Raw genomic sequence first — 21,574 nt, forward strand, 5'->3', positions numbered from 1 at the left:
TCGCAGAAGCCGGGCCGGAGCCCTCACCTGCGGGAAACCGGTGCCGGCGGGGCACCAACGGTTCCACGACCGGCCCGCCCGGCACGGCCCCCGGGACGCCGTCCTCACCGACTCGCCCCGCACGGACGACAGCGCGCGCGTGAGCCGGTGTCACCACCGAGCCTAGCCTGGCCGTCGCCACCGAAGGCACGCGCGCGCCTGGCGATCGGCTCCGCGCCCCGGGCGGGACGAAAACCGTGTACGCCTGTGACGGTGATGCGTGTACGCCTGTAACTGTGATGGAGGAGTCTGCGATGCGATGGACGGTCCACGGGGAACGCTCGCTGTACGACACCCCCTGGGTGCGCCTGCGGTCCATGGACGTCGAACAGCCCGACGGCACGCGGGTCGACTACCACGTGGTCCGGCTGCGCGACGTGGCGGTGACGGCCGCCGTCGACGCCCAGGAACGCGTGCTGATGATGTGGCGGCACCGCTTCGTCACCGACAGCTGGGCCTGGGAGCTGCCCATGGGCCTGGTCGAGGACGGCGAGGAACCCGCGCAGGCCGCCGCGCGGGAACTGGAGGAGGAGACCGGCTGGCGACCGGGTTCGCTGCGGGAACTGGTGTACGCCGAACCCGCGGCCGGCATCACCGACGCCCGCCACTTCCTCTTCCGCGCGGACGAACCCCGCCGGGTCGGCGCCCCTTCGGAACGCAACGAGTCCGACCGCCTGGAGTGGATCCCGCTCGCCCGGATCCCCGGGATGATCACCCGCCGGGAGATCGTCAGCAGCGCCACGCTCGTCGGCGTCATGACCCTGCTGCTGGACCTCGGTCCTGGGGCGGGCTGAAGCGGTCCGGGTCTGATATCGGGAAGGCTCCGTAGGGCCGAACGCCGGTGACACCGGCGGCAGAAGGAGATGTCGTGCACGCCGGGAAGATCCTGCCGGCTCGCCGGGTTCTATGTATGTGCATAGAGATTCACGCCGACACCAGGAGCCCCGATGACGACCCGACGTTTCCTGTTCGTGCTGGGCAGCAGCCGCGACGACGGCAACACCGAACTGCTCGCCCGCAAGGCCGCCGAGCAGCTCCCCGAGGGTGTGGAGCAGGAGTGGATCAGCCTCGCGGAGCACCCGCTGCCCGACTTCACCGACCTGCGCCACGACAGTGACCACGTCCGCCCCACCGGGGACAACACCGCACTGCTGCTGGACGCCACCCTCGCCGCGACCGACCTGGTGATCGCCTCACCGCTGTACTGGTACTCGGTCTCCGCCCACACCAAGCGCTACCTGGACCACTGGTCGGGCTGGCTGCGCACCCCCGGCCTGGACTTCAAGTCCCGGATGGCGGGGCGCACCCTGTGGGGCGTGACCGCCCTCGCGCACCCGGAGGAAGAGGTCGCCGCCCCGCTCATCGGCACGCTCAGCAACTCCGCCGCCTACCTGGGGATGCGGTTCGGCGGCGTCCTCCTCGGCAACGGCAGCCGCCCCGGCGACATCCTGGCCGACCACACGGCGCTGACCCGCGCCAAGACCTTCTTCGCGAGTGAGGCACCGCTCGCCCGCTTCCCCTACGAGCGCGCATGAGCCGCTAGACCGTGATGTCCTTCGCCGTGAAGCGGGCCCAGGCCGCCGAACCGAACACGGCCGCGTACAGGCCCTGGAGACCGAGGTTCTTCACCAGGTCGTCCCAGTAGACCGGTTCGCGCATCAGGTCGGCGAAGGACAGCCAGTAGTGCGAGAAGAGGTACGGCTGTATCGCGTGCAGTTGCGGGAACTGGTCCAGGATCTGCACGGTGATCAGCAGCCCCACGGTCGTCGCCATCGCCGCGATGCCGCTGTTGGTGAGCGTGGAGACGAACAGTCCGAGCGCCGCCACCCCGATCAGGGACGCGGCGACGACCAGCGCGATGAGCAGGGCCCGGCCCAGCCCCTCCGCGAAACTGATCCGGGTGCCGGAGATGGTCGTCAGATCGCCGAGCGGGAAGAGCAGGGCCCCGACCAGCAGCGCCGACACCGCGACGACGAGGGTGGCGAGCAGACAGAACGCCATCGTCGTCGCGTACTTGGCGAGCAGCAGCCGCGTGCGGCCCGCCGGCGCGACCAGGAGGTAGCGCAGGGTGCCCGCGCTCGCCTCGCCGGCGATGGCGTCACCCGCGATCACTCCGACCGCCATCGGCAGGAAGAACGGCAGCGTCGCGGCCAGCGCGGTGAAGACGAGGAACAGGCCGTTGTTGGTGACCTGCGAGATGAACGCCGGTCCCCCACCGCCCTGGGAACCCGACGACGAACCGTCCCCCGTCTCGATCCGCACGGCGATCCCGACCAGGACGGGCACCGCGGCCAGCACTCCCAGCAGCGCGAGCGTGCGCCAGCGCCGCAAGGTGACCAGCAGTTCGCTGCGGAAGAGTCCCAGGGACCACAACGGCCGCACCGCCCGGACCGCCCCGGCGGCGGGGGAGGGAGCGAGGGCTGGGGGCGTAGTGGTTGTGGTGCCGGTGGTGGTTGTGGTCGCGGTGGTCTTGGCGGTCCCGGCGGTTCCGGCGGTCCTGGCGGTCCTGACGTTGTCATCCTGCGACATCGAAGCCCTCCCCGGTCAGCGCCACGAACGCGTCCTCCAGCGAAGCTCGTTCCACCCCGAAGCCCCGCACCCGTATCCCCGCCGCGACCAACGCCGCGTTGATGTCGGCCGGCTCCCCCTCCGGCGGCTCACCCGTCACCCGGTCCTCCGCCACGACGACGTCCCCGACGCCCTGTTCCTTCAGCACCCGGGCGGCGTCGGAGACGTCCGGCGTGGTCACCACCAGCCGCCCGCGCGCCCGCGCCGCCAGGTCGGAGACCGCGCCCTGGACGATGAGACGCCCGCGCGCCATCACCGCGGCGTGCGTGCACACTTGCTCGATCTCGTCGAGGAGGTGCGAGGAGAGGAAGACGGTCGTGCCGTCAGAGGCCAGCTCCCGCACCAGCGCCCGGATCTCGCGCATGCCCTGCGGATCGAGCCCGTTGGTCGGCTCGTCCAGCACGAGCAGGCGACGGGGCTGGAGCAGCGCGGCGGCGAGCCCCAGCCGCTGCTTCATCCCCAGCGAGTACGCCCTCGCCTTCTTGCCGGCGGCCGCCGTCAGCCCCACCCGCTCCAGCGCCGTGGCGACCCGTGTGCGCCGGGTGCGCGGGTCGGCGGTCGGGTCGGCGGCGTCGTAGCGGAGCAGGTTGTCCCGGCCGGAGAGGAAGCCGTACAGCGCGGGCCCTTCGATCAGCGCGCCGACCTGCGGCAGTACCGAGCGGACGGCCCGGGGCATCGGCTGCCCGAGGACGCGCGCGGCGCCGGAGGTGGGCTCGATGAGGCCCATCAGCATGCGGATGGTGGTGGTCTTGCCCGATCCGTTCGGACCGAGGAAGCCGAAGACGCTGCCCGCCGGGACGGTCAGGTCCAGGCCGTCGACGGCGAGCTGCCCGCCGCGGTAGCGCTTGGTGAGGGCGCGGGTGTGGATGACGTACTCGTCGTCCGGCTCCTGCTCACCCCGTGCGGCGGGCGCGTCGTCCATCGGCTCCCCGATCGTTTCCCGTGGGTCGTTGGTGTCCCGCCGGCCTACCTGCCCGCGTCGGCGGCCTTGACGAGGGCGTCCTTGGTGACCGCGCCGACGTAGACCTTGCCGTCGTCGGTGATCAGGGCGTTCACCAGGCGGGTGGAGAACACCGTGCCCTTGCCGAACTTGCCGGAGACCTTGTCGCCGAGCGAGTCCAGGAAGCCGCCGAGGTTGCCGCCGACCTCGCTTCCGGAGGGCACGCCGCCCTTGGCGCCGGTGCTGAAGACCGCTATCGCGTTCCAGCCCTCACCGAGGACCTTGGCGCCGTCGAGCCCCTTGCCCGGCTCCCCGCCCGGTGTGGGCAGGAGGTGCTGCGGGAGGCCGCCCTTCAGCGGGCCCTCGCCCTTGGGGAGGTCTCCCTTCGGGTGCTCACGGTCGCCGCCCTCGGTGACCTTGGCGCCCTTGGGCGGGGTGAAGTCGAAGGTGGAGGCGGCCGGCCGGGCGAAGCCGACCTGCGTGAAGCCGGCGTCGACCACGGCGGCACCGCCGCTCTTCGGGGTCAGGGTGAACTTCAGCGGCACGCCGGTCTTGGCGTCCACGGCGATGGTGATCCCGCCGACGGTGCTCCCGGACTGCTTGGGCTTGATCAGCAGCTTGTAGGCGTCGCGGCCGGCGACCTGGGCGGTGCCGTCCACCGTGACGGCGGTGGTGGAGTCGACGGCCTTGAGGGCCTGCTCGGCGAAGTCCTTGGGCGTGCCGGAGAAGTCGTCCGCGCCCCGGGCGCCCTTGCGGTGGTCCTTCCCGGTGTCGTCCGAGGTGGCGTGGTACACCTCGTTGGACTTGCTGTCGTAGCCCCAGATGTCACTGCCGTTGTGGATGAGGCTGTACTCGGCGGCGTCCTCCAGCACCGACACCTTCTGCCGGTCCGGCCCGTCGGCGGCGACCCGCAACGTGTGCGAGCCGGTGGCCAGTTCGGTGACCTTGGCGGACGGGTCGGCGGCCGAGCCGTCACCGGTGCCGCCCGTTTTCCCGCCGAGACCGCCCGCGAGCCCGCCGAAGTCGGGCAGCCCCAGGTCGGTGGTGATCCGCACGGTGCCGGACATCTGCTGGACGTCCGACGCCGCGATCTTCTCGATGAGCTGCTGCGCGCTGATCTTCGGCAGATCCGGGTCGCCGGAGCTGGCGAGCGCGGGAACGATCCCGATCGTCGCGGCGGCCACCCCCACGACGGTCGCGGGCACGACGTACCGCGCGGCCCTGCGACGCCCCCCGCCCGGCGAGCCGGCCGGCTCCTGCCCGGCCGTCGCCCTGTCATCGCTTCCATACGGTGCCATGTGTGCGCTACCTCCGTCGTCGGCGGCGGCTGTCCGTCCCGTGACCCGCGGCGTGTACTCCCGGCGGGCCCCACCCCAAGCCGCCATTCTCACCCGAATCGGTGAGGAGTGGTGTCTTCCGTGCTTTCCATGAGACCAAATCGGCCGCCGGGAAGCGTCACTCCGTGGACGCAACTGCATGTACTTCTGGGGTATGACGTGGCGGGGGGTCAGGTCCCCCTACCCCTAGGGGAGGTGGGGACCTGGGGAGCTACGGGGCGGGGGTTCGGGCTCCACCCAGGGGTGGGGCCGTCGCCCGCAGAAGAGGGAACGGTCCGGACGGATTCCGTCGGCCGGCCCGGTGCTTCCGTCAGCCCGCCCGGTGCACCACCGCGTCGCACAGCTCCATCAGCGCCGCCTTGGCGCCGCACTCCCGCAGCGGCGCCAGCGCCGCCCGCGCCTCCTCGGCGTACCGGACCGTGTCGCGCCGCGCCTGCTCCAGCGCGGGGTGCGCCCGCAGCGCGGTCAGCGCCTCCGCGTGTCGCGCGTCGTCGCTCAGATCGGAGTCCAGCAGCTCGCACAGCGCCCGGTCCTCCGGCAGTCCCAGGCGCTCGGCCCGCTCCCGCAGCCGCAGCACCGGCAGCGTCGGGATGCCCTCGCGAAGATCCGTTCCCGGCGTCTTGCCGGACTCGTGCGAGTCGGAGGCGATGTCGAGCACGTCGTCGGCCAGCTGGAAGGCGACGCCCAGCCGCTCCCCGTACTGGGTCAGCACGTCCACGACCGTCTCGTCGGCGCCGGACATCATCGCGCCGAACCGGCACGACACCGCCACCAGCGAGCCCGTCTTGCCGCCGAGCACCTCGAGGTAGTGGTCGACCGGGTCGCGCCCGTCCTGCGGCCCCGCGGTCTCCAGGATCTGCCCGGTGACCAGCCGCTCGAACGCCAGTGCCTGCACCCGCACCGCCTCGGGCCCGAGGTCGGCGAGGATCTGCGAGGCCCGCGCGAAGAGAAAGTCGCCGGTCAGTACGGCGACCGAGTTACCCCACCGGGTGTTCGCGCTGGGCACGCCACGCCGTACGGCGGCCTCGTCCATGACGTCGTCGTGGTACAGCGTCGCCAGGTGGGTCAGCTCGACCACGACCGCCGACGGGACGACGCCCGGCGCATACGGGTCGCCGAACTGCGCCGCCAGCATCACGAGCAGCGGCCGGAACCGCTTCCCGCCCGCCCGCACCAGGTGCTGCGCGGCCTCCGTGATGAAGGGAACCTCGCTCTTGGTGGCCTCGAGCAGCCCTTCCTCGACAGCCGCCAATCCGGCCTGGACATCGGCCTCGAGAGCCTGGTCCCGCACGCTAAGCCCGAACGGCCCGACGACGGTCACGAGGGGTCTCCTGTCTGCTGGTGCCGGTAGGCGATTACACGGTTTGTCGATAGGTCGCTGCCATCACTCAAGTCAGCGTATCCGGTCACGTTTCGATCACCGATAGCGCCCACGGTTACAGGCCAGGCGGTATCGGATCACGCCCGATATGTTTATCGATCACATCTGATCAGTTGAAAAGTACCGATATCAACCATGCTCGCGTCGCGAAGACCACCCCCCACCCTCCGTGAACCACCCCGCCCCACCGCGTCACAACACGACCCGACTGCCCGTTTTGCCGTAATTAATCAGCCGATTCGCCTTAGTCACGTTGGCGGCAAATGTGTTGCAGCTGTGACACCAGTGAATTGGGTCACGCGCGCCCCTCACCGGCCCCCGATGCGTCTGCCCCGCATTTCGCCAGTCCCCACAAGCGAGTTGAGGCTTGGCGATCGCAAAGGATCAAGCACCCCAAACAGCCCGACCAAGGTCAACCAGGGCGATAGGTGAAACCAGTACTTGTTCCCGGCATGTGCTCTCGCATAACTTCCCGGCCTGTCGGATGGACGCCTAATCCTGCCGCCGTCCGGCATCCACCATCGGACCAACTCATCCGTGTACGGCAGGAGCGGGGGACCCAGGTAAGTCGCCGAACCGGACGTCGTCGCCCCGACGACGCCCCGGACCGGCTCGGGGTGAAGCCGTGCCGCATCCGCGGCCGGCCGGGCATCTCCAGCCCGAACCCGACAGCTCACCTCGTAGGCGCCGGAGAGGAAGTTCGCCATGCCTGCTGCCGGTCAGCACCGCCGCACCCGCACGTCCCGCCTCGTCCGCACCCTCGCCGTCGCCGGCACCGGTGCCGCCGCCCTCGCGCTGCCGCTCTTCGGCGCGACCAGCGCCTCCGCGGCCACCCCGGCCACCAGCGCCACCGTGATCACGGCCGCCAACTCGGTCTACCCGAACACCCTCGACGGCTGGATCCGCCAGTCGCTGGACATCATGTCCCAGCGCGGCATCCCGGGCACCTACGACGGGATCTACCGCAACATCATCCGCGAGTCCTCGGGCAACCCCGCCGCCATCAACCTGTGGGACTCCAACGCGGCCGCCGGTACCCCGTCCAAGGGCCTGCTCCAGGTGATCGACCCGACGTTCCTCGCCTACCACGTGTCCGGCACCTCCATGGACCCGTACGACCCGATCGCCAACATCACCGCGGCCTGCAACTACGCGGCCGCCCGCTACGGCTCGATCGACAACGTGTTCAGCGCGTACTGAGCCACTGCCTCACCCGAAGAGTCGTTCGAGGACGACGGCGATGCCGTCGTCCTCGTTCGACAAGGTGACCTCGTCGGCCACGGCCTTCAGCTCCGGATGGGCGTTGGCCATGGCCACCCCGCGGGCGGCCCAGGCGAACATCGGGATGTCGTTGGGCATGTCCCCGAACGCGAGGGCCCCCCCGGCGCTCAACCCGAGATGGTCGGCCGCCCGCGCGAGCCCCGTCGCCTTGGTGACACCGCACGGCTGCAGCTCCACGGTCCCCGGCCCCGACATGGTGACCATCGCCAGCGAACCGACCACCGCGCGCGCCGTCGCCGCCAGCTCGTCGTCGGACAGCTCGGGATGGCGCAGCAGCACCTTGCTGATCGGCTCGCCCCACAGATCGTCGCGCCGCCCGACCCGCACCGCCGGCAGCGTCGGGTGCGGCATCCGGTAGCCGGGCTCGATCAGCGTCAGCCCGTCCACGCCGTCCTGGTCGACGGCGGCGTACACCTCTCCCACCTCGGCCTCGATCTTGCCGAGCGCGGTCTCGGCCAGCTCCCGGTCGAGGGTCACCGACCACAGCAGACGGCCGGCCCCCGCGTCGTACACCTGCGCGCCCTGGCCGCACACCGCGAGCCCCGTGCAGCCGAGGTCCTCCAGCAGCGGCCGCACCCGGGGCGCCGGGCGGCCCGTCACCACCAGGTGCAGGGCACCGGCGTCCGCCACCCGTGCGAGCGCGGCCCGGGACCGGTCGGAGAGCGTGTCGTCGCCGCGCAGCAGCGTTCCGTCCAGGTCAGTGGCGATGAGGGCATATGCGAGGGGTGCGGCCATGATCAGAGAATACGGACCCCGCAGGTCACCCGTTCACCGCCCGATCCGACGCCTCCGGTGCGCAGGCCACGCTGTCGTCGTACGACCGCGGGAACGCGGCCGCCGGGCCGGGGACGCCGTGTTCCGCGCACAGCTCGTGCAGCCCGTGCATGCTCGCCGGTCACAATCAGCACGGTCGGCCGTCCGGTCCGGCGCCCGGTCCGCAGCAGCCCTTCGACCAGGTGTCCCGCCTCCTCCGCGCCCGTCGTCGGCCACACGAACGCGCGCCGCGGATAACGGGAGGCGGCGGCCGGGGTGCACGAGTCCTCGGTGATCGCGTCCATGGGCACGCCCGGACGCCCCAGACCGCGGATCGCCCCGGCACCGCCGTGGTGCAGTGGGTAGTGACCGAACTTCACGATCAGGGGCGGTATTTCACGGTCGGCCCGGAACGGCAGGCTTGCGGCCCTGCAGGCCACGGGTCCCCCACGTGTCCCCCGACGGAACGGATGCCCTCCGTCCGGGTTCCCCGCAAGGACACTGAGCCGGAATTGGCACCCGACAAGGACATGACGGACACTGCGGACTCTTCAGACACTGCCCAAGACAGCCGCCTCAGCCGTAACGTGTGCCGCGACCACCTGGATCGCACGGCCCTGGTGCCGTGTCCGACGTGCACGAAAGCGAGGCGGCACCGCATGCCCCCCTTCGACGTCTCCGAGGGCGACCCCTTCGGTGCGCACAACCTTCCGTACGGCGTCTTCTCGCCGGCCGGTTCTCCGGCCGAGCGGCGGGTCGGTGTCCGGCTCGGCGACCACGTGCTCGACGCGGGCGCGGCGGCGATGGCGCTCGGCTCCCCCTATGCCGCGCTGCTCGCCCAGCCCTCGCTTAACCCACTCCTCGCCGCCGGCCGCACCGCCTGGTCCGACGTGCGGCGTGCGCTGAAGGCGTGGGTCACGGTGCCCTCGCACCGCGAGGCCGTCGAACCGTTCTTCCACCCTCTGTCCTCGGTGACCCTGCACCTGCCCTTCGAGGTCGCGGACTACGTCGACTTCTACGCCTCCGAGAACCACGCCCGGAACGTCGGCCAGATCTTCCGCCCCGACGCCGCCGACTCCCTCACCCCCAACTGGAAGCACCTCCCGATCGGTTACCACGGCCGCTCCGGAACCGTCGTGGTCTCCGGCACCGACATCGCGCGTCCCTCCGGTCAGCGCAAGGCCCCGGCCGATGCGGCGCCCGTCTTCGGCCCGTCCGTCCGCCTCGACATCGAGGCCGAGGTCGGTTTCGTCGTCGGCGCTCCCTCCTCGCTCGGCGAGCCGGTCGCCCTCGGTGACTTCCGCGACCACGTCTTCGGGCTGTGCCTGCTCAACGACTGGTCGGCCCGCGACATCCAGGCCTGGGAGTACGTCCCCCTCGGCCCCTTCCTCGGCAAGTCCTTCGCCACCTCGATCTCCGCGTGGATCACCCCGCTGGAGGCCCTGGACGAGGCCCGGGTCGCGCCCCGGGAGCGCACCCACCCGCTGCTGCCCTACCTCGATGACTCCACCGACGAACCCGGCGGCTACGACCTGCGGATCTCTGTCGCCATCAACGGCCACGTCGTCTCCGAGCCTCCCTTCTCCACCATGTACTGGACGGCCGCCCAGCAGCTGGCGCACATGACGGTCAACGGCGCCTCCCTGCGCACCGGCGACCTCTACGGCTCGGGCACGGTCAGCGGCCCCGAGCCCGACCAGCGCGGCTCCCTGCTGGAGCTGACCTGGAACGGCCAGGAGCCCCTGGAACTCCCCGACGGCAAGCGAACCTTCCTGGAGGACGGCGACGTGGTGACCCTGTCCGCCTGGGCGCCCGGCCCGGACGGCGTCCGGGTGGGCCTCGGCGAGGTGACCGGACGGATCGTCACGCGCTGACACCCGCCCCCGCGGGGCCTTCGTTACGGGGCTGACGCACCGCCCCGGGGCCGTCATACTGGCGACGGACGCACTCACCGAGCCGCCGAGTGATCGCGTCCGTCGCCCGCACGACCATCCCCGCCCTGTCCGACCAGGATCCGGAGCCCGTGGCATGACCGTCTGCCTGCTCCTGCTGAGCGTCGTCGTTCTGACGGCCGCCGTGCCGGTCCCGCGCGCGCTGACCCGGGCCGCCTGGCCCGAGCGGGAACCGGTCGTCGCCCTGTGGGTGTGGCAGTGCCTCGTCGCGACCGTCCTGCTGTGCTGTCTGACGGCCCTGACGCTCAGCACCGCCGCCGTCTTCCACACCGTGCGCACCCAGCTCTTCGCGCCCGCGCCGCCCGGCGTGACCGAGGCGTACGACCTGTCTTCGGCCCCGCCCTGGGCGGTCGCACTCACCCTGCTGCTGGCCTGCGGTGCCGCCTGGACCACCGCCATGCTCGCCCGCGAACTGGTCGAGGCGCGCCGGCGCCACGGCGTGACCCGCGCCCACCTGAGCGAACGCGCTCCCGAGCTGCCGGCCGGCCTGGGCCCGGCGCGCGGCCCGCTGCTCGTGCTGGAGGACGAGTACCCCGACGCCTGGTGGATGCCGGGCCATCCGCCCCAGTTGGTCGTCACCACGGGAGCCCTGCACCGCCTCACCGCCCACCAGCTCGACGCGATCCTCACCCATGAGCGCGGCCACGCCCGCGCCCACCACGACTGGCTGCTGCACCTGTCCACCGCCCTGGCCACCGGTTTCCCCCGCATCCCGCTCTTCGCCCACTTCTGCGACCAGACCCACCGCCTGGTCGAACTGGCCGCCGACGACACCGCCTCCCGCCGCTGCGGCCACCTCACCACCGCCCTGGCCCTGATCGAGCTGAACCAGCACCGGGGCGTCCTCTCCTGCGCCTCCAGTCACCGCCTGCTCGGCGAGCGGGTCGACCGCCTGCTGGAGCCACCGCCGCGGCTGGACCGCAGCCGCCGGGCCCTGACGACCACCGTCGCCGCGCTGGTCCCCCTGCTGCCGCTGCTGATCGCCTTCGCGCCCGGTCTGACGGCACTGGCCTGACGCGCGCCCACTCCCGCTGTCGGACGGCACGGCCACCGGACCGACGTGCGCCGGCCGACGTGCGCTGACCGACGGTACGGCGTCGGCCTGACGTGCGCCGGCCGACGGCACCGCACCCGACCGACGCAGCGGCCGCCGCTCTCCCCGGGTGGCAGATCTTCCACGATGCCCGCCGAAAGCCGAGGTCAGCGCCGTATTCGACGGGTCGTCAGGTGGCGCAACATTTCAGCAACCCCCTTTTCCTACCTCCTCGGTATGGTTCCAGCCATGCCAGCCACCGAACGTATCCGGGACCACGCCGGCCAGGGCGCGACCACCGTCGCCGCCCACCGTGCGCGCCGCCGGCTGCGCGCGGACCGAGCCCGGCAGCTCGCCGACCTCCTCCGCCGCCAGCTCCTCACCGGCGGCTTCGAGACCGGCACGCTCCCCCATGAATCCCTCCTCGCCATCGACTACCGCACCTCCCGCAACACCGTCCGGCAGGCTCTCGACCTGCTGCGTTCCGAGGGCCTCGTCGACCGCCTGCCCGGCGTCGGCACGGTCGTCGTCGCCCGTAAGTACCCCCATGGACTGGACCGCCTGATGGGTCTGGCCGAAACCCTGCACGAACACGGCCGTGTCACCAACGAGGTCCGCACCATGGGCCCCGCCCCCGCACCGGGCCCCGTGGCCGACCGGCTGCACGTCCCGCCCGGCGCCGACGTCCTCTACATCGAACGGCTGCGCCGCCTGAACGGCCTACCGCTCTCCCTCGACCTGACCTACATCCCGCTCGACATCGGCACCGCCCTGCTCGGCGCCGACCTGGAGAACACCGACGTGTTCCGTCTCCTGGAGGCCATCACCGGCCGGCGTCTCGGCCACGCCGAGATCACCCTGGAGTCGGTGAACGCGGACGCCCACTCCGCCGCCGTCCTGGAGGCACCGCGCGGAGCGGCCGTCCTGATGCTGGAACGCCTCACGCACCTGTGCGACGGGCGCCCGGTGGACCTGGAGTTCATCCGCTTCCGCGGCGACCGCATCTCCATGAGCGGCCTGCTGCACCGCTCCGCCTGACCTCTCACCGTCCTCATCCCACCCCGCCCCCTTCCGGTCCGTCCCGTCCGGCCCTTCACCTCTTCATCGTTCGGCAGGGCCCGACCGGTTCACGGCGGCGGCGACTTCTCGCGCGGACCTCCCCGCGGACCTTTTCCGGATCTCTGGAGACAGCCATGCCCTTGGTGCCCCAGCGGGCCGACGTGCCCGTGACCATCGACGAGTCGAAGTGCATCGACGGCTGCACCCTCTGCGTGGACATGTGCCCGCTGGACTCCCTCGCCATCGACACCTCCAGCGGCAAGGCGTACATGCACGTCGACGAGTGCTGGTACTGCGGCCCGTGCGCGGCCCGCTGTCCCACCGGAGCCGTCACGGTCAACATGCCCTACCTGCTCCGGTGAGAGGTCACCCCCAGCCATGAAACCCAAAGCCCTTGCCGCCACCGTGCTGTTCCTCGCGCCGCTCACCGCCTGCGGCGGCACCGCCTCCGCCGGCGGTGACAGCGCCACGGTCACCGTGACCGTCGGCTACCAGTCCAAGACCATCAACACCGTCACCGCCGGCACCCTGCTGCGCTCCCTCGGCTCCTTCGAGAAGCAGCTGAACGCCCTGCACGACGGCCACACCTACAAGGTCGTCTGGCAGGACTACGCCACGGGCGCGCCCATCACGGCCCAGATGACCGCAGGAAAGATCGACATCGGCTCGATGGGTGACTTCCCGCTGCTCATCAACGCCGCCCGAGGCAAGCAGCTCGATCGCCCCACCCACCTGGTCTCCGTCACCGGCTACAACCTCCGCGGCGGCCTCAACACCATCGTCACCGCACCCGACTCGAAGCTCGCCTCCGTGACCGACCTGAAGGGCAAGAAGGTCTCCACGTCCGTCGGCTCCGCGGCCGACGGCACCCTCGTGCGGGCCCTGCAGCGCGCCGGCATCGACCCCGACAAGGGCATCGAGAAGCTCAACCAGCAACCGGCCGTCGGCGCCTCCGCCCTGGCCGCGGGCAGCACGGACGCGTTGTCGCAGTTCGTCGCCTGGCCGGGTCTGCTCGCCTACCAGGGCAAGGCCAAGGCCCTCTACGACGGTGCCCAGCTGAACCTGCCCACCTTCCACGGCGTCACCGCCCGCGAGGACTTCGCCAAGAAGCACCCGGCCGTGCTGGAGGCCTTCCTCAAGGCCCAGGCCGAGGCCACCGACTACCTCGGCGCCCATCCCGTGGCCGCCGCCGAGAGGGTCGCCGACGCCACCGGCCTGCCCGCCGAGGTCGTCTACCTCTACAACGGCGCCCACGGCATCGCCACCTTCGACCCGGCCGTCAAACCGCAGCTCGTCTCCGCGCTCAAGCAGGACGTGGCCATCCTGAAGGCCGCGAAACTGACCGGCGACATCGACGTGGACGCGTTCGTCGACGACCGCTACGTGAAGCAGGCCCTCGGCGCCTCCTACACCCGGCGCCTGACCGCCACGCCCGCCCCGGCCGCCGCCGAGGTCTGGCCCAAGGGCGCTGACCAGACCCTCCAGCTGCCCTCCCCCACGGCGCTGCTCAGCCACGTGAAGCGGCACCGCGACACCGTCCGCGCCGCCTACGTCGCCGACGCCACCACCGGCACCCTGTGGTTCGCCGACCAGGCGATCTGGGTGGCCGACGGGAAGAAGCTGCTGCCGTTCGTCGCCCCCGCGACCGCGCGGGCCTACGTCGACGGACACGGCGGCGCACGGGTCATCACGTACGCCGACGCCCTGGAGCGGGCCTCATGACCCGGTACGCGCTGCGCGTCCTCTCCCTCGCCGCCGCCCTCGGCGTGTGGCAGCTGCTGACCAGCCTGGACGTCGACCTGTGGCTGCGCTTCTCGCAGTTCCCCACGGTCACCGACGTCGCCCACGCCTTCGCCCGGCGGCTGTCCGGCCCCGACTACTGGACGGACCTCACCGACAGCCTGACCCGAATCGCCTCCGGCTTCCTCCTCGCGGCCGTCCTCGGCGTCGCCGCTGGCGTGCTCGTGGCCCGCTCGCGGCTCGCCGAGGACCTGCTCGGCACGCTGCTGGAAGTGGTCCGCCCCATCCCCGCCATCGCCCTCGTCCCCGTCGCGATCCTTCTCTTCCCCTCCAACGAACAAGGCATCGTCTTCATCACCTGCACCGCCGCCTTCTTCCCCGTCCTGGTCTCCACCCGGCACGCGGTGCGCGCCCTGGCCCCCGTGTGGGAGGAGACGGTGCGCACCATGGGCGGCAACCGATGGCGTGTGCTCGGCTCGGTCGTGCTGCCGGGGGCCCTGCCCGGCATCTTCGGCGGGCTGTCGGTCGGCATCGGCGTGTCGTGGATCTGTGTGATCTCCGCCGAGATGATCTCCGGCCAGTACGGCGTCGGCTACCGCACCTGGCAGGACTACACCGTCGTCGACTATCCCGGCGTGTTCGTCGGCATGGTCACGATCGGCGTGCTCGGCTGGATCACCTCCACCGCCGTGGAACTCCTCGGCCGCCGCCTGACCCGCTGGCTGCCCCGCACATCCCATGCCGCCACGGGACGCGTCCGCCCCGCCGGATCCGCCGCGTCGAAGGCGCCGGAAGGCGCCGCCGTGGCCGCGGCGTCCGCCGCGCCGAGCAAGGAGGCACGTGATGAGCACTTCGTCTGAAACCCGCACGCCCGCCCCGCCCGTGACCCGTCCGGTGCAGACCGCGCACGGCACCCGGCTCACCCTGCGCGGCGTCACACTCGGCCGCCCGGACGCTCCCGCCGTCGGTGGCGTCGACGTGGACATCGCTCCCGGCGAGATTCTCACCGTCGTCGGCCCCTCCGGCTGCGGCAAGTCGACGCTGCTGCGCACCCTCGCCGGGCTGCTGCCCCCGCTCGCCGGAACCCTCGAGCAGGACGGCCGGCCACTGACCGGGCCGACGGCGGAACGCGCCCTGGTCTTCCAGGAGGACGCGCTGCTGCCCTGGCGCACCCTGCGCGGCAACGTGGAACTCCCGCTCGCCATCGCCGGCGTCCCCCGCCGCGCACGCAGAGCGCAGGCCGAGGACTGGCTGGCCCGCGTCCACCTAGCCGAACAGGCCGGGCAGTTGCCCCACCGTGTCTCGGGCGGACAGCGCCAGCGCGCCCAGCTGGCCCGCGCCCTGGCCGGCCGGCCCCGCGCCGTGCTGATGGACGAGCCGTTCGGCGCGCTGGACGCCCAGACCCGGGCCGGCATGCAGGACCTGCTGGTGGAGGTACTGCACGGCACGGCCGCCACTGTCGTCTTCGTCACCCACGACGTCGACGAGGCGCTGTTCCTCGGCGACCGGGTGGCGCTGATCGGCTCCGGCGAACTGACCGCCGTACGCGATGTGCCGCGCCCCCGTGACCGGACGGCAGGCGACGACCCCGCGCGCGTGGCACTGCGCCGCGACATCCTCTCCTCGCTCGGTACGTGAAAGGCACTCCGGTGACCGTCGTGAACACCACTGTGGACACTCCTCTGGCGATCCCCGCCCTCGGTGACGCCGAGGAGCTGACCTGCGACGTCCTCGTCATCGGCGGCGGCACCGCCGGGACGATGGCCGCGCTGACCGCCGCCGAGCGCGGCGCGGACGTGCTGCTGCTGGAGAAGGCCCACGTCCGCCACTCGGGCGCGCTCGCCATGGGCATGGACGGCGTCAACAACGCGGTCGTCCCCGGCCGTGCCGAACCCGACGACTACGTCGCCGAGATCACCCGCGCCAACGACGGCATCGTCGACCAGTCCACGGTCCGCCAGACGGCGACGCGCGGCTTCGCGATGGTGCAACGGCTTGAGTCGTACGGCGTGAAGTTCGAGAAGGACGAGCACGGTGAGTACGCCGTCCGCCAGGTGCACCGCTCCGGCTCCTATGTGCTGCCCATGCCGGAGGGCAAGGACGTCAAGAAGGTCCTCTACCGGCAGCTGCGGCGGCGGGAGATGCGGGAGCGGATCCGCATCGAGAACCGGGTGATGCCGGTGCGGGTCCTCACGGCGCGGGGGCGGGCCGTGGGAGCGGTCGGCTTCAACACCCGCACCGGCGCGTTCGTCACCGTCCGCGCGGGCGCGGTGATCCTGGCCACCGGTGCCTGCGGCCGCCTCGGCCTGCCCGCCTCGGGCTACCTGTACGGCACCTACGAGAACCCCACCAACGCGGGCGACGGCTACGCCATGGCCTACCACGCGGGCGCCCAACTCACCGGTATCGAGTGCTTCCAGATCAACCCGCTGATCAAGGACTACAACGGCCCGGCGTGCGCCTATGTGGCCAACCCCTTCGGCGGCTACCAGGTCAACCGGCACGGCGAGCGCTTCGTCGACTCCGACTACTGGTCGGGGCAGATGATGGCGGAGTTCGCCGCCGAGGTGGCCTCCGACCGGGGCCCGGTCTATCTCAAGCTCAGCCATCTGCCGGAGGAGTCGGTCGCGGCGCTGGAGTCGATCCTGCACTCCACCGAACGCCCCACCCGTGGCACCTTCCACGCCGGACGCGGCCACGACTACCGCACCCACGACATCGAGATGCACATCTCCGAGATCGGCCTGTGCGGCGGCCACTCCGCCTCCGGTGTCCGCGTCGACGACCACGCCCGCACCACCGTGCCCCGCCTGTACGCGGCCGGCGACCTTGCGTGCGTGCCGCACAACTACATGATCGGCGCCTTCGTCTTCGGCGACCTGGCCGGCGCGGACGCCGCCCGGTACACGGCCTACGAGGGCGAGCTGCCCGAGGACCAGCTGCGCGAGGCGCACGAGCTGATCTACCGCCCGCTGCGCAACCCGGACGGCCCCCCGCAGCAGCAGGTCGAGTACAAGCTGCGCCGTTTCGTGAACGACTACGTCGCCCCGCCGAAGTCGGGCGCCCGGCTCTCGCTGGCTCTGGAGGCGTTCGAGCGGATGCGCACCGACATCGCCGCGATGGGGGCGCGCACGGCGCACGAGCTGATGCGGTGCGCGGAGGTCACCTTCATCCGCGACTGCGCGGAGATGGCCGCGCGCGCCTCCCTGGCCCGCACGGAGTCCCGCTGGGGTCTCTACCACGAGCGACTGGACCATCCCGCGCGCGACGACGCCTCCTGGTTCCACCACCTCGATCTGCACAAGTCCCCCTCTGGTGCGATGGAGTTCACGGCCCGTCCCGTGGCTCCCTATCTGGTCCCCGTGGAGGGGTACGCGCCGGTCGGCGGTTCCCCTCGTGCCCTCGGCGAGGTGCGCCCGCAGGACGTGGCAGCGGCCGGGTCGCGGGACGCGGCACCCCTGGTGGCCACGGGCGTCGCTTCCGAGTGCCCCGTGCCGGAAGCGTCCGCCGAACCCCCTCAGTTCTCGGGCGCCCTCCCCCGCACCGGGCCGTCCGCCGAGCGCCTCCTGGAGCTGGTCGCCCTCGCCGAGGAACAGCCCGAACTCGCCGCTCTGCGCTCCTACTTGGCCGATCCGGCGGCCGCCGTCCGGCGCGAGGCGGTCGCCGTCCTGACCGAGACACTGCCCGCCGGGACCGGGCCCGCCCTCGCCGCCGCGCTGCGCGACCCGGCCGCCGAGGTGCGGTCCGCGGCCGCCGCATCGCTGCGTGAGCTGGTCGAGACCCTGCCGCCCGAGCCCGCCCTGCGCGACGGCCTCGCCGCCGCCCTGGCCGAACCGGACCCCGTCGTCCGAGCCGCCGCCCTCGACATCCTGCGGGCCCTGCGCCTCGGTGACGCCGGCCTGTTCGCCGGCTCGCTGGCCGACACCGACATCGCCGTGCGCATCGCGGCCGTACGGGCCCTCGTCTCCGTCGACGCCGCCGGCGAACTGGCCCGCGCCGCCACCGCCGACCCCTCCCGCGAGGTCCGGGTCACGCTCGCCAAGGCGCTGGCCACGGTGGCGTCGACCCCCCGCGCAACCGACGCCCCGGACCCCGCGTCACCCGGTACCGTCCACGCCGCGCTCGCCGGGCTCACCGAGGACTCCGACGCGCTGGTGCGCGGTGCGGCGTACGAGGCGCTGGGCAGCGCCGGCTGCCCTGCCCCGCTGGCCACACGGGCCGTGGCCGCCCTGACCGATGCGGCCTGGCAGGTCCGCGCCGGTGCCGCCACCGCGCTGTCGGCCGCGGACGCCCCCTTGGCCGTCCCCGCGCTCGCCAGGGCGGTCGCCGATCCGAACGCCGACGTGCGCAAGGCCGCCGTCCTCGCCCTCACCCGGCACGGCGACGCCGAGGGCGCCCGAGCGGCCCTCGCCACGGCCACCGCGGACACCGACGCGGACGTCAGGGCGTACGCGACACGGGGGCTGTGACGAGCAGGGGCCCAGGGCGCGCTTCGGTCCTCGTCGGACGGCGACCGCCGCGCGCCGCACGCCCTATATCCAGTCCTCCGGCTCCGGTTCGGCGTCGGGCCAGTCGTTCTCCGGCTCCGCCGCGCCGGGCCCGCCCTCCCGCGGTGCTGCCGCGCCGGGCGGCCCGCCCAGACCGGCCAGGACCTCGATCACGCCCTCCCCGTACGTCTCCAGCTTCTTCAGGCCCACCCCGCTGACCGTTCCGAGCTCCTGCACCGACGTCGGCCACACCGTGACGATCTCGCGCAGCGTCGCGTCGTGGAAGATGACGTACGCCGGGACACCCTGTTCGCGGGCCTGCTCGGCGCGCCAGGCGCGCAGGGCCTCGAAGGCGGGCTGGAGCGACTCGGGCAGCTCGGCGGCGGCGGTCTTGGGCCTGCCGCCACGGCCGGAGGAGCCCGTGGAGCCCGACGCCGACCGGGAGGCCGCCGGCTTCTTCGGCTCCTTGCGCAGCGGCACGTCCCGCTCGCGCCGCAGCACCGATCCGCTGGCCTCGGTCAGCACCAGCGTGCCGTAGTCCCCCTCGACGGCGAGCAGTCCCTGGGCGAGCATCTGGCGCACCACACCGCGCCATTCGCCCTCGCCGAGTTCCTGGCCGATGCCGAACACCGACAGCTGGTCGTGGTCGAACTGGATCACCTTGCCGGTGCGCTTGCCCAGCAGGATGTCCACGATCTGACCGGTGCCGAACTTCTGCCCGCGCTCGCGCTGCAGGCGCACCACCGTCGACAGCACCTTCTGCGCGGCGATCGTGCCGTCCCAGGTCTCCGGCGGGGTGAGGCAGGTGTCGCAGTTGCCGCATCCCGCCGCGTCCGGCTCCTGACCGAAGTAGGCGAGGAGCTGGCCGCGCCTGCACTGGGAGGTCTCGCACAGGGCGAGCATGGCGTCCAGGTGGGACTGGGCCCGCCGCCGGAAGGCCTCGTCGCCCTCACCGGACTGGATGAGCTTGCGCTGCTGTATGACGTCGTTGAGGCCGTAGGCCATCCAGGCCGTGGAGGGCAGTCCGTCGCGGCCGGCCCGGCCGGTCTCCTGGTAGTAGCCCTCGACCGATTTCGGCAGGTCCAGGTGGGCGACGAAGCGCACGTCCGGCTTGTCGATGCCCATGCCGAAGGCGATCGTCGCCACCACGATCAGACCGTCCTCCCGCAGGAAGCGCGACTGGTGCGCGGCGCGCGTGCCGGCGTCCAGGCCCGCGTGGTACGGCACCGCCTGGATGCCGTTGCGGGTGAGGAACTCCGCCGTCTTGTCCACGGAGTTGCGCGACAGGCAGTAGACGATGCCGGCGTCGCCCGCGTGCTCCTCCCGCAGGAAGCTCAGCAGCTGCTTCTTCGGGTCCGACTTCGACACGATCCGGTACTGGATGTTGGGCCGGTCGAAGCTGGCCACGAAGTGCCGGGCCCGCGGCATGTTCAGCCGCTCGGTGATCTCCCGGTGCGTCGCATGGGTCGCCGTCGCGGTGAGCGCGATGCGCGGCACGTCCGGCCAGCGCTCACCGAGCAGGGACAGGGTGAGGTAGTCGGGCCGGAAGTCGTGGCCCCACTGGGAGACACAGTGCGCCTCGTCGATGGCGAAGACGGAGATCTTCCCCCGGGAGAGCAGGTCCAGGGTGGCGTCGACCCGCAGCCGCTCCGGAGCCAGGTACAGCAGGTCCAGCTCGCCCGCCAGGAACTCGGCCTCCACCACGCGCCGCTCGTCGAAGTCCTGCGTGGAGTTGATGAACCCGGCGCGCACACCGAGCGCCCGCAGCGCGTCCACCTGGTCCTGCATGAGCGCGATGAGCGGCGATACGACGATCCCCGTACCCGGTCTGACCAGGGCCGGGATCTGATAGCACAGCGACTTGCCGCCGCCGGTCGGCATGAGGACGACCGCGTCGCCGCCGGCCACCACATGCTCGACGATCGCTTCCTGCTCGCCGCGGAAGGCCTCGTATCCGAAGACCCGGTGCAGTGTGGCGAGCGCTTCGCTCTCGCCCACGCCCGGCGCCTCGGTCATCTCTGCCATCTCGCTGATCACGCCCGTCCCGGCCATCGTCCCGTCCCCCGTGTGTCGTCCTTCGACCACTGCCTCCACGATAGGGGCCCGCGGTGACAGCCCCCGAGTTATCCACAGGCGCACGGTGTGATCATCCGGCCTCGCCATCGCACTCGCGTGCCGTCGTCGTACCTCAGCCCAATGGCCCGCCCGGCGTGGCGAGCCCCCGACGTGCGGGACATGCTGCTCGGGCGGGGCCGGGGGGACCCGCAGCCGTCGTGTCCGTCCGTCGCCGAAGGAGATGTCCCGCATGCGCCCCCGTCTCGCCAAGGCCGTCCTCGCCCTGACCGCGTCCCTCTCCCTGCCCCTCGCCGCCGCGCCCGCCCACGCCGGTTCCGCGACACCCCACCCTGCCGGGCAGGAGCAGCCCGCCCACGCCGGCCCCACGACCCCGGACCCGGTCCTGCTGGGGCAGCTCGCCCGCACGTACGAGGCGACCGCGAAGTACGGCTACCTGCCGAACGCGCTCGCCGACGGCTACCGGGCGCACATGTGCCTGGCCCGCGACCAGGGCGGGATGGGCTACCACTACTTCAACGAGTCCCGCTTCGGCTCGCTGGACCCGGCCAAGCCGGCCGGTCTTCTCTACGAGGACGACGGCAACGGCGGGCGCCGGCTCGTCGGGGTGGAGTGGGTCGTCCCGACCGCCGACGCCCAGGGCAAGCGGCCACAGATCTTCGGCCAGGACTTCCAGGGCCCCATGGCCGGGCACTACCCCGGTATGCCGCGCCACTACGACCTGCACGCCTGGCTGTACAAGCCGAACCGCAACGGCCTGTTCGCCCAGTGGAACCCCGATGTGACCTGCCCGTCCTCCGACATGCCGAAGGCCTGACGCCCGCGCCCTTCACCGTCGCACGCGCCCTGCGCCGTCCAGGTCCGCACGAACGCGTGGGGCCCCGGTTCCCTGGTGAAGGAACCGGGGCCCCACAGCCGTACGGGACGAACG

Annotated in this window: 18 protein-coding genes, 1 pseudogene and 1 riboswitch; of the genes and pseudogenes, 12 read left to right on the forward strand and 7 right to left on the reverse strand. The window is 72.1% G+C overall.

The window, feature by feature from the left end:
- The first annotated feature begins 293 nt into the window (after positions 1–293).
- The gene (locus AB0J12_RS31400) at positions 294–833 is read left to right on the forward strand and encodes an NUDIX hydrolase (RefSeq protein WP_363267953.1); all 540 of its coding nucleotides are present in this window, start codon (positions 294–296) and stop codon (positions 831–833) included.
- Positions 834–986: 153 nt separating this feature from the next.
- The gene (locus tag AB0J12_RS31405) at positions 987–1,574 is read left to right on the forward strand and encodes an NAD(P)H-dependent oxidoreductase (RefSeq protein WP_363267954.1); all 588 of its coding nucleotides are present in this window, start codon (positions 987–989) and stop codon (positions 1,572–1,574) included.
- Between the two features lie 4 nt (positions 1,575–1,578).
- On the opposite strand, the gene AB0J12_RS31410 is transcribed toward AB0J12_RS31405, so the two are convergent.
- The 4 genes from AB0J12_RS31410 to AB0J12_RS31425 all read right to left on the reverse strand — a co-directional run bounded on the left by AB0J12_RS31410 (position 1,579) and on the right by AB0J12_RS31425 (position 6,205).
- A complete protein-coding gene (locus tag AB0J12_RS31410; protein ID WP_363267955.1) occupies positions 1,579–2,568 on the reverse strand; it encodes an ABC transporter permease in 990 nt (329 codons plus the stop codon).
- On the reverse strand, positions 2,555–3,529 hold the full coding sequence (locus AB0J12_RS31415; RefSeq protein ID WP_363267956.1) for an ABC transporter ATP-binding protein: 975 nt from the start codon (positions 3,527–3,529) through the stop codon (positions 2,555–2,557). Before AB0J12_RS31415 ends, AB0J12_RS31410 begins: the two co-directional genes overlap by 14 nt.
- Positions 3,530–3,573: 44 nt before the next feature.
- Entirely contained in the window at positions 3,574–4,845 is a 1,272-nt protein-coding gene (locus tag AB0J12_RS31420; protein WP_363267957.1) for a DUF2092 domain-containing protein, read from the reverse strand.
- Positions 4,846–5,194: 349 nt separating this feature from the next.
- Positions 5,195–6,205 carry a polyprenyl synthetase family protein gene (locus AB0J12_RS31425; RefSeq protein ID WP_363267958.1) on the reverse strand — a complete coding sequence of 337 codons (1,011 nt, stop codon included), beginning with the start codon at positions 6,203–6,205 and terminating at the stop codon, positions 5,195–5,197.
- 577 nt (positions 6,206–6,782) lie between these two features.
- Positions 6,783–6,965: riboswitch (cyclic di-AMP (ydaO/yuaA leader) on the forward strand.
- 5 nt (positions 6,966–6,970) lie between these two features.
- Here AB0J12_RS31425 and AB0J12_RS31430 point away from each other — a divergent pair.
- Complete coding sequence (locus AB0J12_RS31430) at positions 6,971–7,465, forward strand: transglycosylase SLT domain-containing protein (RefSeq protein ID WP_363267959.1); 495 nt, start codon at positions 6,971–6,973, stop codon at positions 7,463–7,465.
- A 9-nt stretch (positions 7,466–7,474) separates the two neighbouring features.
- On the opposite strand, the gene AB0J12_RS31435 is transcribed toward AB0J12_RS31430, so the two are convergent.
- Together AB0J12_RS31435 and AB0J12_RS31440 are read right to left on the reverse strand one after the other, a co-directional pair.
- Positions 7,475–8,281, reverse strand: coding sequence for an HAD family hydrolase (locus AB0J12_RS31435; protein ID WP_363267960.1), 807 nt, complete (start codon positions 8,279–8,281; stop codon positions 7,475–7,477).
- Positions 8,282–8,348: 67 nt separating this feature from the next.
- Positions 8,349–8,718: pseudogene (locus AB0J12_RS31440) on the reverse strand (ATP-grasp domain-containing protein); the annotation flags it as partial.
- A 240-nt stretch (positions 8,719–8,958) separates the two neighbouring features.
- On the opposite strand from AB0J12_RS31440, the gene fahA reads away from it, so the two are divergent.
- From fahA to AB0J12_RS31480, 8 genes are all read left to right on the forward strand, one after another.
- Complete coding sequence (gene fahA, locus AB0J12_RS31445) at positions 8,959–10,173, forward strand: fumarylacetoacetase (RefSeq protein ID WP_363267961.1); 1,215 nt, start codon at positions 8,959–8,961, stop codon at positions 10,171–10,173.
- A 154-nt stretch (positions 10,174–10,327) separates the two neighbouring features.
- Positions 10,328–11,266: a M56 family metallopeptidase gene (locus AB0J12_RS31450; protein WP_363267963.1), complete on the forward strand. Its 939-nt coding sequence runs from the start codon at positions 10,328–10,330 to the stop codon at positions 11,264–11,266.
- A 267-nt stretch (positions 11,267–11,533) separates the two neighbouring features.
- On the forward strand, positions 11,534–12,322 hold the full coding sequence (locus AB0J12_RS31455; protein ID WP_363267964.1) for a GntR family transcriptional regulator: 789 nt from the start codon (positions 11,534–11,536) through the stop codon (positions 12,320–12,322).
- Between the two features lie 155 nt (positions 12,323–12,477).
- Complete coding sequence (locus AB0J12_RS31460) at positions 12,478–12,705, forward strand: ferredoxin family protein (protein ID WP_053852588.1); 228 nt, start codon at positions 12,478–12,480, stop codon at positions 12,703–12,705.
- Positions 12,706–12,721: 16 nt separating this feature from the next.
- Positions 12,722–14,065, forward strand: a complete 1,344-nt coding sequence (locus AB0J12_RS31465) for an ABC transporter substrate-binding protein (RefSeq protein ID WP_363267965.1) — start codon at positions 12,722–12,724, stop codon at positions 14,063–14,065.
- A complete protein-coding gene (locus tag AB0J12_RS31470; RefSeq protein ID WP_363267966.1) occupies positions 14,062–14,943 on the forward strand; it encodes an ABC transporter permease in 882 nt (293 codons plus the stop codon). Before AB0J12_RS31465 ends, AB0J12_RS31470 begins: the two co-directional genes overlap by 4 nt.
- Positions 14,927–15,721, forward strand: coding sequence for an ABC transporter ATP-binding protein (locus AB0J12_RS31475; protein ID WP_363267967.1), 795 nt, complete (start codon positions 14,927–14,929; stop codon positions 15,719–15,721). Before AB0J12_RS31470 ends, AB0J12_RS31475 begins: the two co-directional genes overlap by 17 nt.
- A gap of 50 nt (positions 15,722–15,771) precedes the next feature.
- On the forward strand, positions 15,772–18,552 hold the full coding sequence (locus AB0J12_RS31480) for a fumarate reductase/succinate dehydrogenase flavoprotein subunit (RefSeq protein WP_363268038.1): 2,781 nt from the start codon (positions 15,772–15,774) through the stop codon (positions 18,550–18,552).
- A gap of 63 nt (positions 18,553–18,615) precedes the next feature.
- Here the strand turns inward: AB0J12_RS31480 and recQ are convergent, their stop codons facing one another.
- The gene (recQ, locus tag AB0J12_RS31485) at positions 18,616–20,622 is read right to left on the reverse strand and encodes a DNA helicase RecQ (protein ID WP_363268039.1); all 2,007 of its coding nucleotides are present in this window, start codon (positions 20,620–20,622) and stop codon (positions 18,616–18,618) included.
- 253 nt (positions 20,623–20,875) lie between these two features.
- Here recQ and AB0J12_RS31490 point away from each other — a divergent pair, with 253 nt between their 5' ends.
- Positions 20,876–21,460, forward strand: a complete 585-nt coding sequence (locus tag AB0J12_RS31490; protein WP_363267968.1) for a hypothetical protein — start codon at positions 20,876–20,878, stop codon at positions 21,458–21,460.
- The last annotated feature ends 114 nt before the right edge of the window (positions 21,461–21,574 follow it).

Source organism: Streptomyces sp. NPDC049915 (assembly GCF_040656475.1).
Taxonomy (GTDB): Bacteria; Actinomycetota; Actinomycetes; order Streptomycetales; family Streptomycetaceae; genus Streptomyces.